The sequence below is a fragment of the Bacteroides thetaiotaomicron VPI-5482 genome (genome assembly GCF_000011065.1).
Classification (GTDB): domain Bacteria; phylum Bacteroidota; class Bacteroidia; order Bacteroidales; family Bacteroidaceae; genus Bacteroides; species Bacteroides thetaiotaomicron.
Genome location: NC_004663.1, coordinates 4,395,719 through 4,412,594 on the forward strand (window position 1 = coordinate 4,395,719; position 16,876 = coordinate 4,412,594).

The following is a 16,876-nucleotide window of genomic DNA, read 5'->3' on the forward strand; positions in this document are numbered from 1 at the left end:
GTGAACCGGTAGAATATATTTGGGGAACAATTGCTTGTTTGTGTGAATGAATGACGGAAAAAGGGGACTTTGAATGAGGTCTCCTTTTTTATTTCCTTTATCTTTGTGGCAAATAAGAAAAAAAGAATAAGTATGCTACTACCTTATTTAAATAAAGACCTGATAGAAGCCGGCTGCGATGAGGCCGGCCGCGGTTGCCTGGCAGGATCAGTGTATGCCGCTGCCGTCATTCTTCCTAAAGATTTCAAGAATGAGCTGCTGAATGATTCGAAGCAACTGACCGAGAAGCAACGCTACGCACTTCGTGAAGTGATAGAGAAAGAAGCGCTGGCATGGGCGGTAGGAGTGGTGTCGCCCGAAGAGATAGACGAGATAAACATTCTCCGCGCCTCCTTTCTGGCGATGCACCGGGCTGTCGATCAGCTCTCTGTCCGTCCTCAGCATTTGCTGATCGACGGAAACCGTTTCAATAAATATCCTGACATTCCTCATACTACCGTGATAAAAGGAGACGGAAAATACCTCTCGATAGCCGCCGCTTCTATACTGGCTAAAACCTACAGAGATGATTATATGAATCGTCTTCACGAAGAATATCCGTTTTATGACTGGAATAAGAATAAAGGATACCCGACTAAAAAACATCGTGCCGCCATCGCCGAACATGGAACGACCCCTTACCACCGAATGACCTTCAATCTGCTTGGTGACGGGCAGTTGAACCTGAATTTCTGATATTTCCTTTTGTTTCACTTTCTACATATTTTTGCAGAATAAGCACGAATTTTCTCCAAATAGCCATGAAAATGTTCGGTTTATGCTAAAAAAGTGTTGACTTGTGCTTTTATTTGTTACTTAAATGCTATATATTTGCATTCGATAACAAGAATTAAAAAAAGATAAAATCATGACAACAAGCAGACTTTATGCATCTAAGAAGTTCATGGGGGCTTTACTTCTTATGATGGGTTTTGTTTTACCTGCCAATGCGCAGTTTTTACGTACTTCATATTTTATGGAAGGTACTCATTATCGTATGCAGTTGAATCCGGCTTTGGCACCGACTAGCGGATATTTTAATATTCCGGCAATTGGTTCGTTGAATGTATCGGCAAGTTCAAATTCTTTGGGTACACAAGATATTATAGATATTATTGATAATAGTGATGGTTTCTATAATAATCAGAAATTCATGAATCGTTTGTCTAATGATAACCGGTTGAATGTCAATGTCAATACGGATATTCTCTCTTTCGGATGGTATAAAGGAAAGAACTTTTGGTCGGTTAATGTAGGTGCCCGTGTAGATTTAGGTGCTCAGATACCTAAGTCCATGTTTAGCTTCTTGCACGATATTGATCAAGATGGTTTCAGTTGGAATAATTCAAAATTTGATATTGGAAAGGAAGAATTGAATATAAATGCTTATACTGAAGTTGGTATTGGTTATGCCCGCGCTATTAATGATCGCTTGTCAGTAGGTGGTAAATTTAAGGTATTACTTGGTATGGGTAACTTGAATTTGAAGGTAGACGGAATGAATGTAGATGCGAATTTGCCACTAAACATTAACGATATTACTGATGTCAATCAGATTCGTGATTATCATGCTAAAATGAAAGTAAATGCGCGTCTTGAGAGCTCTTTCAAAGGAATGGATTTGGTGGAAAATACGAGTGATCCTGATCCTCGGAAACACTATATTGATGATTTTGATTTTAACGGATTTGGCATTGCAGGTTATGGTGGTGCCATCGATTTAGGGGCATCTTATAAGATTCTTGATAATTTGACAGTGTCTGCTTCTGTGTTGGATTTGGGTTTTATCAAGTGGTCAAAGGGGAGTACAAGTGTTGCAACAGCTAAAGGAAGTATGGATTATGATGGCAAAGACTATGCACTTACTCCGGAAGGGTTAGAGGATTTCCAGCGGGATGCCCAAGATTTTATGAATCGTGTGGAAGGTGGGGATGTTTTGAATTACGAAATGCTCCAACTGCAAAAAGAAGATGTTGTTGAGTCTCGTACCACTTCTCTTCATTCTACAGTAGTAATTGGTGCTGAGTATGAACTGTTGGATAAATGGTTGGCGATTGGTGCTCTTTCCACTACCCGCTTCACTAAGCCGAAAACTCAGACTGAAATTACACTTTCGGCTAATATTCGTCCGAAAAGTTGGTTGAATGCGGCAATCAGTTATTCTATGATTCAGAGTGCTGGTAAATCATTTGGTTTGGCTGTGAAACTTGGGCCTTTGTTTATCGGTACGGACTATATGTTCTTTGGAAAAAGTACAAAGACAGTAAATGGATTTGTTGGTATTTCTGTGCCATTGGGCGGAAAGAAATCCAGTAAAGAAGGATAAAATAATTTCTCTCTCTTAAACATTCTCTTTTTAATATTCTCTATCGAACAAAAAACGTATTGTGTGCAGCCTGTCATCGCTGACCTTGAATTCAGGTCTTAAGAATGACAGGCTGCTTTTTTATGTCTCTGACGTAAAGGGAGATTTAGAACTGCTTGAATGGCAGTCGCTTGAATTAGAACCACTTGATTTTCCGGAATACGATAAACGCTAATGTCGACAGCACGACAGAGCACAGGATAATCAGTGCAAAGGCATACGGCATCTCTTCCAGATGGATATCCACATTCATTCCGTAGAAACTGGCTATCAATGTCGGGATCATCAGTGTAATGGAAAGGCTGGTCATGCGTTTCATGATGGCATTCACGTTGTTGGAGATGATAGAGGCAAAGGCGTCCATCGTTCCGGTGAGGATATCGCTGTAGATATTCACGGTATTAAATGCCTGTTTCAACTCGATAATCACGTCTTCTACCAGTTCCTTGTCCAGAAAGTCAGTGTCCTGAAAGATACTTTGCAGCTTTCCGATCATTACTTCATTTCCTCGGATGGAGGTGTTGAAGTAAACGAGTGTTTTCTGCAGTCTCATCAGACGGAGCAGGTCTTCGTTGCGGATACTGCGTTCCAGTTCTTTTTCGGCGGCGCTGATATCCAGATTTATCTGTTTCAGATATTTCAGAAACCATACGGCAGACGAATAAATCAGCCGGAGAATCAGATCGAGTTTGTTGCGGACTTCGATTCCCTTTCGGCGGGTGTGTTCGATGAAGTCCGGCAGCAGGTCTGTGTTGTGGTAGCAGACTGATACAATGATTTCATTGTTGGTGATGATGCCGATGGGTACGGTGCCGAAGGGAAGACTTTCGTTCTGACCGTTTTGCATCGGGATGCGCAGAATCGTCAATAGCCAGTTGCCTTCCGTGTCGGTTCGCGGACGTTCGTCTGTATCGGCTATATCGTTCAGAAATGATTCGGGTACGTTCAGGGTTTTAGTCAGAAACTCAAAGTCATCGTTGTCCGGGCATACTACGTTTACCCAGCAGTTAGGAAGCCATTGCGGTTTTTCCACAAAGCCAGCTTCACAATAAAGATATGTTCTCATCTTATTGCCTCCTTTCGTTTGTTTACACGAGCAGAGGCATCAGTTTTCAATGACTCTGATCGCTTTAATTAATACTATAAGTGCACGTTCGCGGGTTTGAATCGTCCATTTTTCTATGATTTAATTTAAAAGCGATACAAAAGTACGGAAAATTAACCGAGGTTCCGTCTTTTGCATCGCTTTTTTTAAATTTTCTTGTTGTTTATGGTCTTTCAGTGTGCGGGGAGTTCATTGGTTGACTATGGTAAAATCACTTGTAAGATAGTGCTGAAGTTCCCGTTAGCTCCTTATATAGTAGACTTTCCTTATAAGGAAAGTTGGGATAAGCTACCGATATCATTAGTTGTTCACGGCCGTGGTAAGAGTTGCTCACGGTCGTGGCAAATGCTGCTCACGGATGTGATCAAGTCTTGTCACGGCCGTGAACAGGTAAAGATGCCGGTAGCTTACAGGGAAAACGCATTATACTTTTTCTTTTATCTTTTATACATTTATCTTACATGAATATCGTCTTTTCATCTTATTAATAAGATATTTATCTTTCATTTACAATATTATTTAAGTACATTTACGTGATTATAAATCACAATTAAAATGAAGCAAGAAACTAAAAGAAGGATTGAGATCAGCAACCTACATGAATTTGCTGATTCATTAATATTGATAGATAACCGGATAGAGCGTTGTAAAAAGCATCAGGCCAGTACCATTGTTCTTATTGCCATTTCTGCTGTTATATGTGGCGCTGATACTTGGAATTCAATAGAAGACTTTGGTAAAAGTAAAGAATCTTTTTTTGCAGCCAAGCTTTCCAATTTTAATGGCATCCCTTCTCATGATACATTTAATCGCTTTTTCTCGGCATTAGATCCTTTAAAATTTGAAGAATCTTATAGACAATGGGTCCAAAGCATTCTCAAATGTTATTCGGGTCATATAGCCATTGATGGTAAAACCATACGAGGAGCCTATGAATCCGAAGAGGACAAGCGTCGTCGTAAACAAGGAGTACTTCCTGATTCGAATACGGGAAAATACAAATTGCATGTTATTAGTGCATTTGCAACAGAACTGGGAATCTCCCTTGGACAGTTATGCACACAAGAAAAGGAAAATGAGATAGTTGTCATTCCTGAATTATTAGATATGTTGTGTATAAAAGATTGTATTATTACAATTGACGCTTTAGGATGCCAGCGTACAATTGCAGAGAAAGTCATAAAGGGAGAAGGTGACTACATTTTTATAGTGAAAGATAATCAACCGAAATTAAAGGAAACAGTACTGTCAGCAACAGAAAGTATTGTATCAAAAGGTACAACAGTACGATTTGACAAATATGAGACGCATGAGGAAGGACATGGCAGGAATGAGTCGAGAATCTGCTATTGCTGCAACGATCCCGGTTTTCTGGGAGCAGATATTAGAAAGAAGTGGAAAAATATACGGTCTTTTGGATATATTGAGAATACCAGAAATACAAACAAAGGCACTACAGTGGAAAAAAGATGTTTTATATCTTCCTTGGAACCTGATGCGCAGAAGATACTTAAAAATAGTAGAGAACACTGGGAAATTGAGAATAATCTACATTGGCAGTTGGATGTCAATTTCCATGAAGACAATACCAGAAGAAGAAATATATCAGCATTAAACTTCTCCGTACTGGCGAAAATTGCATTGGCCACATTGAGAAACAACAAAAGAGAGATACCAATCAATAGAAAAAGATTAATAGCAGGGTGGGATAATGAATTCTTATGGGAACTTATTTTACATGATTTATAATGCGTTTTCCCTGCGGTAGCTTAATGGAAGTATAAAGGCATGATGAGCTAAAAGCATTGGTAGCTTATCGTATTTGTGGTATAAGGTCAAGACTCGGATGAGGCGTGATAGGTGTAATAAGTAATAAGTAATAGGTAATAAGTAACAGGTAATAGGTAACAGGTGATAAGTAACAGGTAATAGGTAATAAGATGGGGAGGAAATGACAGGTAATAAGTCATGAAATAGGGGTGAAGTGACAATAAAAAGCATGATTTACGGCTATTATCACCTTATTATCACCCTATTGTCACCAGCTATTATCATCAGAAGTGTATTCATTATCAGCTTGTTATCTCCAAAAGGTGATAAGTGACAATAGAAAAGCATTTTATTTCTAGAGAGTATCTGTCATGCTGAATTTGTCGAAGAGGAAGGCAAAAGTCAATAGTAACTGAAATTGGGCTGACTAAAAAGTCAATAGTATCTTAAATCTCCTCCTTCGGGAAGGAGGAGTACCCGTAGGGGGAGGTGGTAGGTAAATACATAAATTATTGTTATTCAATTATAAAGTATGCCTACCACTCCGGTTTTCAATTGGGAAAGTGGCTACTGACCTTTGATCTTATCCTTAATGTGCATTCTTGTCAAAGTGTCACAACCAGACTCAGTCGGGATTACTGATCATTCTCTCCCTGTCCGGCAGACCCGGAAACGGGGAAGTGCTCCTCCAAATACTTTCTGATTCTATGCGTCCCCAGTTTTTCCTTGGAGATACTGCCGTCTTTTAGCACAAGTTCATAGTGCGGAATGCCGTTGAAGCGGAAAAGTTGGCGCAGATAATTGAACTCTGAGTCGGTGACATAATAGCTGGCTTCTCCTTTCAGATTCTTTTCCACGTATTGCTTATATGCACCGGCTGGTGAGTCTTTCTGTCCGGTGATATAGATGAACTCGAACTCCGGATGATCTTTGTATTTTTTGCGCAGGTCTGCCGTCGCTTCTATTCCTGCGCGACAAGGTCCGCAGGTTGTTGCCCAGAAGTCGACGAACAGGACTTTTCCCGGATGATTCTTAATAATGTTGCGGAAAACGTCGGTGGCTTTGCCTTCCGGAAGTTGATAGGAATTGACTTTTTCCTTCGGATGCGTTTTGGCGAACAGATATTCGGCCTCTTCTGCCAATTGTGGGTGAGTGAGCTTTTGCTTGATGCTGTCCACATACTCACGGGCAATGGAACGTGTCTTGATATTCTGCAGGCTGAAACCCAGGTTGCGGACTTTGGCTATTTGCCAAAGCAAAGGATCGGGCACATCATATAGCCGGGCAAGAATGCTGTCTTTCTTATGACCGGTTTTTTGTTCCATCGAGATAAAGTTTCTGTCCATGTCTTGCTCTGACTGCTTGTTTTTATACTGCTTGTCGATGTACTCCAGGACTAGTTTTTCTTCTTTTTCGTATAAGCCTGTCACCTTGTCATTCTCTTCTTGAAGTTCTTTTAAGGGGATTCTGACGGTTGTTCCTGCCAGTTTCTCCTGTTTCAGTCTGATTGCCTCCTGTTCTGCATTCAGTTTTACTCCTCTCTCTTTAAGAAAAGCGAGAAGCGATTCTTCCGGATACGTGTAAGAGATGGTATCCTTTGCTTTCGGTGCATGATAATTATAGGCTGTTCTGAAGGCGTCCATATATTCAAACCGGTTGATAAAAGAGCTGGCATTGGCATCGGCGAGCACTGTTTCATCATTCAGCGGCATCTTCTTCAAGAAGTCGTAATAAGAATCTTCTTCTTTCACTTTCAAGGCTTGGTTGGCTGTATCCTGCTTCGCATAATAATCTCTGCTCATCAGAAAGTCGAAGAATAAGCCTCCTGCCTGCAGGTCTGCCTTATTCTTGATCAGACGGGCAGCTTTTGCCGATGGGCGGCAAATCTGAATAAGTGAATCGGCTGTATGCTCCCATCGGGCGACAATCGGCTTCATGTGCTCCTGATATTGGCTGGGAGTCAGTTTGTTGCGCGCGTTGGATAAATCATCGTAACGGTAGGGGATCAGCGACTTGAATTCTTTCAGCAGATAGGAGAGGGAAGCCGACGGGCCCATGTAGGCTGTATTCTTGATCGGGAAATAATAGTCGCGTGCACGGCTGCGTGCCAGCAATGCTTCCCAGTCGATATACATGGTAAGCGTCTGTCCGGGCTCGATATAGAATGGAATCCAGTTGTTGTCAAGCGTGACCGACTGTTCCACAGGATGCTTGATGACAAACTTGCACAGGAAGCTGCCGTCTTCGTCTATCTGAATCACAGTCGGGTAGTCCTGGCGGGTGATATGGTTGGATAGATAGATGAGTCCGGTGTCGAATCCCAGCCGGCGGTCGTAGCCGTCTATATACCCTTGCAGACAGGTGGTGTCTGTGTGGAAGAACTGCTGGAAACCTGTGTCGGCAGCGATTGTCTTTGTAGCTCCCCTTTGCCGGGTATACAGCTGATTCTTTTCTCCGTTCACTTGTATCTGACAGCTTCCGTCTTTCTGCGGGGTGACCAGCAGGGTGCGTATGTCTCCATTCCGCTTGTCCTTGACGGTGATTTCCACCCGCTTCCCTTTCTTGCGGATGTTTTCGTTGGTAAATATCCGGTTGTCCATAATCGTAACAGAATCGTAGATACCGTATTCCCAGGCGTTTAAATCATCTGCCTTGAACCAGTTTCCCTTGATTGCCGCCAACGGCGAAACGTTTTTGCCGGAGGACGGTACTAAAGATATGTCATACGTATTTCCTTCCGTATCGCTCGGACTGAGGAGATGGATGACCTGCGTCTCTTCCGGCAGAGCTTCGAAAACGAGCACATAGTCCATCTCGCCCGAATCGGGCATATACACTTCCTTATTGAGCTCAATGCCTTCCGCACTCTTGAACTGGTATTTCTTGCCGGTGGCTGCATCTTCCAGATAACTGTCTCCTTCTTCCTTTATCCACCAGTGCGGACGGAAGATGGCGTGAATATAAACACGCGTGCCATCGGGCGTGCGTTCTATACGGGTGATATTGCCAATACTTCCCGAACGGGCTTTGAATGGCGGATTGTCGACGGTTTGTGCTGTGAGCATACCCGACAGCATGAGCATCATGCAGAGTAGAATCGTTTTCATAATATTAAATTTTGAATAAATGCATTTAGTAGTTCCTTATACAAAGAAAGAAAAATATCCATAGCTCCCTCTCTTTTTCCCTTTTAACTTAACATAGATTAAACGTTTACGTAATCATCTTTTTTGTACCTTTGCACCCGAAAATCAGAGTGATAATTTAAATATTGAAATATTATGAGTAAGAAAGCCCTTTTAATGATCCTCGATGGTTGGGGACTAGGCGACCAAAAGAAAGACGACGTAATCTTCAACACTCCCACTCCTTACTGGGATTATCTGATGAACAATTATCCTCATTCCCAACTTCAGGCAAGTGGTGAGAACGTAGGTTTGCCCGACGGACAGATGGGTAACTCGGAAGTGGGTCACCTCAACATTGGTGCCGGACGTGTGGTTTATCAGGATTTGGTGAAAATCAACCGCGCATGTGCTGACAACAGCATCCTGCAGAACCCCGAAATCGTTTCTGCTTTCTCTTACGCGAAAGAAAACGGAAAGAGCGTTCATTTCATGGGACTGACTTCCAACGGTGGCGTACACAGCTCAATGGTTCATCTTTTCAAACTTTGCGACATCTCCAAAGAATACGGCATCGACAATACATTCATCCACTGCTTCATGGACGGTCGTGACACTGACCCGAAGAGCGGCAAGGGATTTATCGAAGAACTTTCTGCACACTGCGAGAAATCGGCAGGCAAGATCGCTTCTATCATCGGTCGTTATTATGCTATGGACCGTGACAAACGTTGGGAACGTGTGAAGGAAGCCTATGACCTGCTGGTAAATGGCCAGGGCAAGAAAGCTACTGATATGGTTCAGGCTATGCAGGAATCTTACGATGAAGGTGTAACGGACGAATTCATCAAGCCGATTGTAAACGCCAACTGCGACGGAACCATCAAAGAAGGTGATGTTGTTATCTTCTTCAACTACCGTAACGACCGTGCTAAAGAATTGACTGTCGTACTGACTCAGCAAGATATGCCGGAAGCGGGAATGCATACGATCCCGGGACTGCAATATTACTGCATGACTCCGTATGATGCATCCTTCAAAGGTGTTCACATCCTGTTCGACAAGGAAAACGTTGCTAACACACTGGGCGAATACATCGCTTCCAAGGGACTGAACCAGCTCCATATCGCTGAAACAGAGAAATATGCTCACGTTACTTTCTTCTTCAACGGCGGTCGTGAAACTCCGTTCGACAACGAAGACCGTATCCTTGTTCCATCTCCGAAAGTAGCCACTTACGACCTGAAACCGGAAATGAGCGCTTACGAAGTGAAGGATAAGCTGGTAGATGCCATCAACGAAAACAAATATGATTTCATCGTGGTGAACTTCGCTAACGGTGACATGGTAGGTCATACCGGTATCTACGAAGCAATCGAGAAGGCTGTTGTGGCTGTAGACGCTTGCGTGAAAGACGTAATCGAAGCTGCTAAGGCACAGGATTACGAAGCTATCATCATCGCCGACCACGGTAATGCTGACCGTGCCTTGAACGAAGACGGCACTCCGAATACGGCTCACTCTCTGAATCCGGTTCCTTGTGTTTACGTAACCGGAAACAAAGCTGCGAAAGTAGAAGACGGTCGCCTGGCTGATGTGGCTCCGACTATCCTGAAAATCATGGGGCTGGAAGCTCCGGCTGATATGAACGGTCAGATTTTGATTAAGTAATTTACTTGATACTGTAATAATGAAAGGGGGCACTTCGCAAAGTGCCCCCTTATTTTGTTTCTTTAATTTCACAAACAGCTTGATTTCGTAAGAAAGTTATAACTGCAGTCATTGTGCAGTGAAATTTGTAGTTTATCTGATTTATATTATCCTATTTTTCCTTTCTCTTTCATGAAAAATGTGATTGAATGAAATTCGAACTCTTTTGGTTGATTCTAGTACTCTTCTGAAGGTAAAAACAGCTTCCTTTGTGCAAATATATTTTTTTACGATGAAAAACATCTACCTATTTATAGTAAGTCTGTTTTTTTTCTATACCGGATGTGACACACAACAAACAAAATATCCATTTAGTGTAGAAACTGTATTAGCGAAAGCTGGGAATAACCGTAAGGAACTTGAAAAGGCACTGGATTATTTTTATAAACAGGGAGACAGTATAAAGATAAAAGCCATAGAGTTTTTGGTGGCGCATATGGATATCCATTACAGTGAAACTTACTATTGGAAAACGCGCGAAGGGAAAAGAGTGGATTTTTCGGAGTTCGATTATGCTAATTTGGAAACAGCCGTAAAGGCAATCGATTCAATGAGGAAAAAATATGGTTCCTTGGATTTTCAAGATACTATCATTTACGATGTAAATAGTTTAACTGGTAAATATCTTATTAATAATGTAAATCATGCGGTTGATACTTGGCGGCTATCTGAATATAAAGACATACCTTTTAACGATTTCTGCGAATATATATTACCTTACCGGGTTACAGTAGAGCCTGTAACGGAATGGCGAAAAGAATATTGTAAGAGATATCACTGGTTGACAGACAGCCTTCAGAATAAGCCATTAGAGAATGTACTTGATTATGCTGCTATCGATTACAAAGATTGGTTTACATTCACTTATGGAAGTGAAACGAGAAATGAGCCTCTCTCCCGTCTAAGTGCGCAGCAATTGTTGTTTCGTAAGAAAGGAGCTTGTGAGGATATAGCAGCTTTGGAAACATTTATTTTTCGTTCGCAAGGTATTCCGGCTGCTTACATATCTGTGCCATTATGGGCAACCTCTGCCGGAGCACATTTCTCGAACACCGTTTTTGATACGAAGATGAAACCGGTGAAGTTGGATGTTACCACACACGCTGTTGTAGATCATCCACTTGATCGGGAACCGTCTAAAGTAATTCGTTATACTTATTCCAGCCAACCTGGCACCTTAGCATCTAAAGAAAAGGAAGAATGTATTCCTACTGGATTTTTACAAAAAACAAACTATATTGATGTAACCCATGAATATTGGGAAACATCTGATGTGACCATTCCTTTGTTTAATGATACTACTCACATTATATATGCCTGCATGTTTAGTATGGGTAGATGGAATGCTGAGTGGTGGGGTGAACGAATGGAAAATTCAGTTACATTTCATAATATGCCTCGTGGCGTGGTTATTCTTCCTATGATATATAAGGAGCATCAACTTATACCGATAGGTTATCCTATAGTAAATGGTTATAACCATCAATTGTATTTAGTTCCGGATTTATTGCATACTATGACTGTTGAAATTGAAGAACAGGACCGCTATCTGCGTTTTCGCCCGGATAAGAAATATGAACTTTTTTATTGGGATAATGCATGGATTTCATTGGGAACACAAGTTGCAACAATGGATGCCGATTGTCTGCAATTCAATCAGGTACCGCAAAATGTACTAATGCTTCTTGTGCCGGAGTATTCCGAACGAAAAGAGCGTCCTTTCATTATTATGCCGGATGGGACACGATATTGGTGGTAATTTGTAATATAATCAAGAAGAAAAATGAAATTAATAAGCACATTTATTGTAATAGTGTTGTTATCTGGTTGTCAAAGCAAAGAGCAGTCTGTTGTCATATCTCAGAATTCTATAAGTATTGCTATGCAAATTTATGCTATCAGCAGTAAAATATCACTTTCTGATGAAAGTATCATGAATTTAAGGACCTTCTTCCAAGAAAACGATAGTTTGGCGGAAATGGAATTGAAAAAAGGAAAATCATTAGATGAGATTGCCCGATGGTATTGTCCGTCAATAAATACAATAGCGAGTTTATTGACCCCGTTAGAAGGGAATGATTATATGTTCTATCAAAAGAATAACGGTCCCCAACTGCCATATATTTCAGATCTGCGTACGGTGGTTAAATATAGACAGGAATTGAACTTGTCTCATGTTCAAATTGAGCAACTTTTACATCATAGTGAAGAAATAGAGAAACGATTCGGAGTTCAAGATTACAAACATGATAGTATGGAAAAACAATATTTGGCTGAGATTCTTTCAGAAACGCAATATAAGGCTTTTTTTATAATTAGAAAAACGCGACAGGCTGAGAAAATAGCTGCACAGCAATGGAAGCAGATACAGGTGCACCAATTATGTTCTACGACTTGCGATAGTTTAGCTATTATAAAACAATTGTATGAGTTTGAAAGAGAAAAAAGCGGGATATTAGAATATATGAGCAGTAGGGGAGATAATAAAGGATACGATAAAGAGCGTTATCGACTCAATGCACATAAGCCATTACTACTACTTAAGTTGGAAACTATTGAATCGTTTTCTCATAATAAACTGTTGGATATTATTTGTAAACGGGAAGTGACGAAGTTATCAGAACAGCAAATTGAACAGTTACTGGCTGAATATTATCGAATTAAGCAGGCAGAGTACAAAGCTATGTATGAAGACGCATCCAAAAACGGAGAAACTAAATTTGAACGGAGTAAATTGGAAGGAAAATGTTTGATAAATGTTGTTACTCATCAGCAATTGGAAGATTATTTTAAGTTTGTTTCTCAAAAAAGAGCAGATGAACAGGCTCAAAGATATTGGGATGAATTAAAGAACTATGATTTTATAAGGAAGAAGGATAGTGTACAAGTAGTAAGTGAGTTGGCAGATTATGAATTGCGTTTGGCTGTGGCTGAGCAGTGGATTTCATTGGATAATTCCCGCAAGCATCTATTTGCCAGAGAGGATGTTGTGAATGGGAAACCGGAAATACTGAAGAAAAAGGAAGAATGGGACAAAAAGGAAAAAGAACGTAAAATGGTAAGATTTTAAGATATAAAGAATATGTATAAGATAATTTGTAGCCTCATTTTAATTTTATTAGTTGTCCCCTCACTTCCGGCACAGGAAAAAGTATCATTTGATACTATAACCAGCCGTATGGCCGAGCAGCTTAATATGTATCCCAAGGAAAAATTGCACGTTCATATCGATCGTTCGTGCTACCTTCCCGGAGACACTTTGTGGTTCAAAGCCTACATGGTCAATGCGTCTTCTCATATTCCCATCCGGTTGAGCCGATATGTATATGTAGAATTGGTCAATCCGGAGAATGAAACAATAGACAGGGTAAAAATCAGACCGGATGAAATGAATCAGTTTCATGGATACATCTCTATCCCCGAGGATCTGCCCGGTGGAAACTATTCCCTGCTAGCTTATACCTGCTATATGCTTTTTGAAGAGAATCAGCCTGTCTTTAAAAGGGACGTCTGCATCGCCCTGGCAAGCAATTGGGAGACTGCACACTTGAAAGCGAATATCTTGTCACCTCATGGTGAAATCACGGGTGCGCAACTCCAGCTTTGGGACAATAGCCAGAAACAGATACCCTTGAAAAGAGTGAAAGCCGTTTGTAACAAGGGGAAGCCGGTTTCTGCAAAACTGTATGACGAAGGAAAGATAGAGTTGCGTATTCAAAATGAAAAAGTGACGTCCGAGGCTTGTATGCGAATCGATATGACGGATATCCGGAACAACGTTTTCAGACAGTATGCTGCGATAAGTACAGGAACAGAAGATTATGATGTCACGTTCTATCCTGAGGGAGGCTACTTGTTGGAGGGTACCCCTTGTAGAACAGCTTATAAAGTGCTTGATGTTAGTGGTAATAGTATAGCAGCTACCTTGCAATTAATGGATGAACAGGGAAATGTAATGGCAACAAGTGAAACGCTGCACTCCGGAATGGGAGTATTTACCTTTACTCCGGAAAGTGGAAAAAGGTATATCGTACAAACATCCAACAAACAAGGGGTAAAGAAAGTCTTTGAACTTCCTCCGGTGCAATCATCTGCTTATGGAATTGTCATAAAAGACCATCAAGAAGATATGCAGATATCCATAAATTCCGCTTTACACTCGCCTCACGAGGAACTTCTATTGCTGGCGCATGTACGTGGAAAAATGATTTGTGCGCAATGGTTACTGTCTGATAAAGGCGACATAATCACTATTGCAAAAGATCAATATCCGTCCGGAATCGTTCAATGTCTGCTGTTGGATAAGAATTATAATGTGCTAAGCGAAAGGCTGGGTTTTATTCCTTATCGAAAGGCTATAATGTGTAAAGTGAGAAATGACAAGGATAGCTATGGGAAAAGGGAACTGATTCACACGAATCTGTCGCTTGTTGATGTAAACGGCAATCCTGTAAAGGGTAACCTTTCTGTCTCAATCACAGACGAGTCCATGTCTGTTGCGGATACCACACATTCTATTTTGTCTACTTTGCTGCTTTCATCCGAACTGAAGGGGAGAATTGAAACTCCGTCTTTTTATCTGCAAACGGATAATCCTGAGGCTGAAAAGGCATTGGACTTGCTTCTTATGATACACGGATGGAAAAGATACCGACTGCCGGAGATCATAAAAGGTAACTTTGAGAAACCAGCAATGGAGCCGGAGCGATTTACTTCCTTATCCGGAAGGCTAAAAGATAAGATAGGTGATGGTAAAAGCCGTTATGAAGTTTACGTGAGAAATCTGGAATTCGGACTGAATAAGACGATAACCCCCGGTCCGGATGGTGCATTCCGGCTCGATAGTCTTGAATTTGCGGAAGGTACTCCCATCGGAATGATCGGCCAGCGATTTATACGGAAAGGAGAAACTTACGGGCGTAGTAAAACAGAAATAATTCTGGATAAGGAACAGACATATAATATTTCCGACAGAACAGTTCCACAACCTGTTCTTTCGGAAATGTCCAGTGGTATCCGGCGGGATATAATATATCCGGCTGGTATGAGTAATTATTTCTTAAAACAGGTGACAGTTAAGTCGGATGCACTAAATAAGAGTTTAAATTCAAGGGAGATTGCAAAACTTAAATTAAAGAATGTGTGGGAATTGGCTGAATATTTAGGTATTAAATTTAGTTATCCATTCATTGATTCATTAATGCAAGGACGTTGTCATATTGGTGTCACATTGTGGGGTAGTTGGAAGTGTCTTTATAAAGATATGCCACTTGCATTAATTGTAAACGGCTATATCCCACTTCTGGATCCTGGGATTTTTAACTATTTATCTTTGAGTGATCTTTGCGCGATTCATTTATATAGTATTGGTAGAGAAAAGTTTTTGGGATTATACAGCTATGCACAGAGCTATGAACACCATACCTCAGTGGCCATTCTTGAATTAAAACTTCATTCTGATGTTGATGTTGAATCTTTAGAATATGTTAATGGCATTGATAAACGTATAAAGGGTTATGGCAAACTTGATATTCAAACGGATGTTTATCCCTTTGGAGGATATCAAGAACCGATAGCATTTTATTCTCCTAAATATGAAAAAGGTAATAATAATGATGTGTTGATACCGGATTTTCGCTCTACACTCTATTGGAATCCTAACTTACAAACAGATTTATCAGGGAAATGTAATTTTTCTTTCTATTCCGCAGACAGGATTACCACATATAAAGTGTTGATTGAAGGTATGACAGAGGAAGGAGAAATAGTGTACGAAATAAGAGAGTTGGTAATAAAATGAAACAATAAATTTAAATGTAAAGATTATGCTTTTGCAAGATAGACGGTGGGCTACTGTCTAAGATTTGTATGAGATGCAGATACTTGATTCGGTATGTAAAATTAAATTAGCTCATAACTTATTCTAAAAATCATAAAGATGAAACATAAATTGTTATTAGTACTCTTAACTGCTTTGATACCCTGCCTTTTTATGCAGGGTTGTATTTCTAATTTCGAAGAAGATAATACGGAATTAAGTGAAGAAGATAGAGTAGCAGAAATGTTTAGAGAAGCGGGGTTTAAAGTGGAAAAACTTAGTAGTAAACCAGTTAATCCTCCAATGACTGAAAAGGAGGCATCTCTTTTTTTAGCAGCGTATAAAAATAGGGAACGCTCCGGTTCGATTCAAATACCTTCAGAAAATATAGAGCTGAAGCCAGATGGTCATTTGGTAGTGAAAGTTAAATGTAATTCTGAAAAAAAGAATTTTTCAAGAACAAGAACTGTTTACAAGGAAGAGTTCGATTTTACACATTGGGCAACTTATACAGTTCGAGACATTGAGATTGAATGCTGGCAAGATATTGCAGGATATTGGAAATCCGATAATGTGAATTGCACTTTTACTACTAGAGACCCTGAGTATATATGTGGTTTTCCAGATATCAATCCTAATACAGGCTATAGTAAAGGTAGTCTTTATTTTAGTATAAATATAACTGTTTCTAGATATTCGGGCTGGCAGATTTATTCGGTTGATGAAAATTATGATTATACGCTAATGCTTACATGGCTACCTGTAGCACAAGAGTGGAATGCTAGTCTTAGTTGGCATGAGACTTTTTGGTAATATGACTTGTATTATAACTTCTTTAATGAAGGAACTTAAGAGATTATATTCAATTTGAAGTTTTAAAATTCTCTTTATTTACATTGTATCGAATAAAGAATTAGGAGGTTTAATTTCAAGTATCCTATTCA

The 16,876-nt window shown here is 40.3% G+C and carries 11 protein-coding genes; 9 read left to right on the forward strand and 2 right to left on the reverse strand.

Annotated elements, in window-relative coordinates:
- Positions 1-132 precede the first annotated feature (132 nt).
- Both BT_RS17275 and BT_RS17280 read left to right on the forward strand, forming a co-directional pair.
- Complete coding sequence (locus BT_RS17275; RefSeq protein WP_008763678.1) at positions 133-735, forward strand: ribonuclease HII; 603 nt, start codon at positions 133-135, stop codon at positions 733-735.
- Positions 736-907: 172 nt separating this feature from the next.
- Positions 908-2,365, forward strand: a complete 1,458-nt coding sequence (locus BT_RS17280; RefSeq protein WP_008767614.1) for a DUF5723 family protein — start codon at positions 908-910, stop codon at positions 2,363-2,365.
- 175 nt (positions 2,366-2,540) lie between these two features.
- On the opposite strand, the gene BT_RS17285 is transcribed toward BT_RS17280, so the two are convergent.
- Positions 2,541-3,470, reverse strand: coding sequence for a magnesium transporter CorA family protein (locus tag BT_RS17285; RefSeq protein ID WP_008763680.1), 930 nt, complete (start codon positions 3,468-3,470; stop codon positions 2,541-2,543).
- A gap of 204 nt (positions 3,471-3,674) precedes the next feature.
- Here BT_RS17285 and BT_RS17290 point away from each other — a divergent pair, with 204 nt between their 5' ends.
- Both BT_RS17290 and BT_RS17295 read left to right on the forward strand, forming a co-directional pair.
- Complete coding sequence (locus BT_RS17290) at positions 3,675-3,974, forward strand: hypothetical protein (protein ID WP_011108814.1); 300 nt, start codon at positions 3,675-3,677, stop codon at positions 3,972-3,974.
- A gap of 90 nt (positions 3,975-4,064) precedes the next feature.
- Positions 4,065-5,258, forward strand: coding sequence for an ISAs1-like element ISBthe4 family transposase (locus BT_RS17295; protein ID WP_011108038.1), 1,194 nt, complete (start codon positions 4,065-4,067; stop codon positions 5,256-5,258).
- A gap of 656 nt (positions 5,259-5,914) precedes the next feature.
- Here the strand turns inward: BT_RS17295 and BT_RS17300 are convergent.
- Positions 5,915-8,386 carry a TlpA family protein disulfide reductase gene (locus BT_RS17300; RefSeq protein ID WP_011108816.1) on the reverse strand — a complete coding sequence of 824 codons (2,472 nt, stop codon included), beginning with the start codon at positions 8,384-8,386 and terminating at the stop codon, positions 5,915-5,917.
- Between the two features lie 174 nt (positions 8,387-8,560).
- Between BT_RS17300 and gpmI the strand changes: the two genes are divergently transcribed.
- The 5 genes from gpmI to BT_RS17325 all read left to right on the forward strand — a co-directional run bounded on the left by gpmI (position 8,561) and on the right by BT_RS17325 (position 16,745).
- Complete coding sequence (gpmI, locus tag BT_RS17305) at positions 8,561-10,075, forward strand: 2,3-bisphosphoglycerate-independent phosphoglycerate mutase (RefSeq protein WP_011108817.1); 1,515 nt, start codon at positions 8,561-8,563, stop codon at positions 10,073-10,075.
- 271 nt (positions 10,076-10,346) lie between these two features.
- A complete protein-coding gene (locus BT_RS17310; protein WP_011108818.1) occupies positions 10,347-11,873 on the forward strand; it encodes a transglutaminase-like domain-containing protein in 1,527 nt (508 codons plus the stop codon).
- Positions 11,874-11,897: 24 nt separating this feature from the next.
- Positions 11,898-13,184 carry a hypothetical protein gene (locus tag BT_RS17315; RefSeq protein WP_008767618.1) on the forward strand — a complete coding sequence of 429 codons (1,287 nt, stop codon included), beginning with the start codon at positions 11,898-11,900 and terminating at the stop codon, positions 13,182-13,184.
- A gap of 12 nt (positions 13,185-13,196) precedes the next feature.
- Positions 13,197-15,914: an MG2 domain-containing protein gene (locus BT_RS17320; RefSeq protein ID WP_008767619.1), complete on the forward strand. Its 2,718-nt coding sequence runs from the start codon at positions 13,197-13,199 to the stop codon at positions 15,912-15,914.
- A gap of 138 nt (positions 15,915-16,052) precedes the next feature.
- Positions 16,053-16,745, forward strand: coding sequence for a hypothetical protein (locus BT_RS17325; protein WP_008767620.1), 693 nt, complete (start codon positions 16,053-16,055; stop codon positions 16,743-16,745).
- Positions 16,746-16,876: the final 131 nt, after the last annotated feature.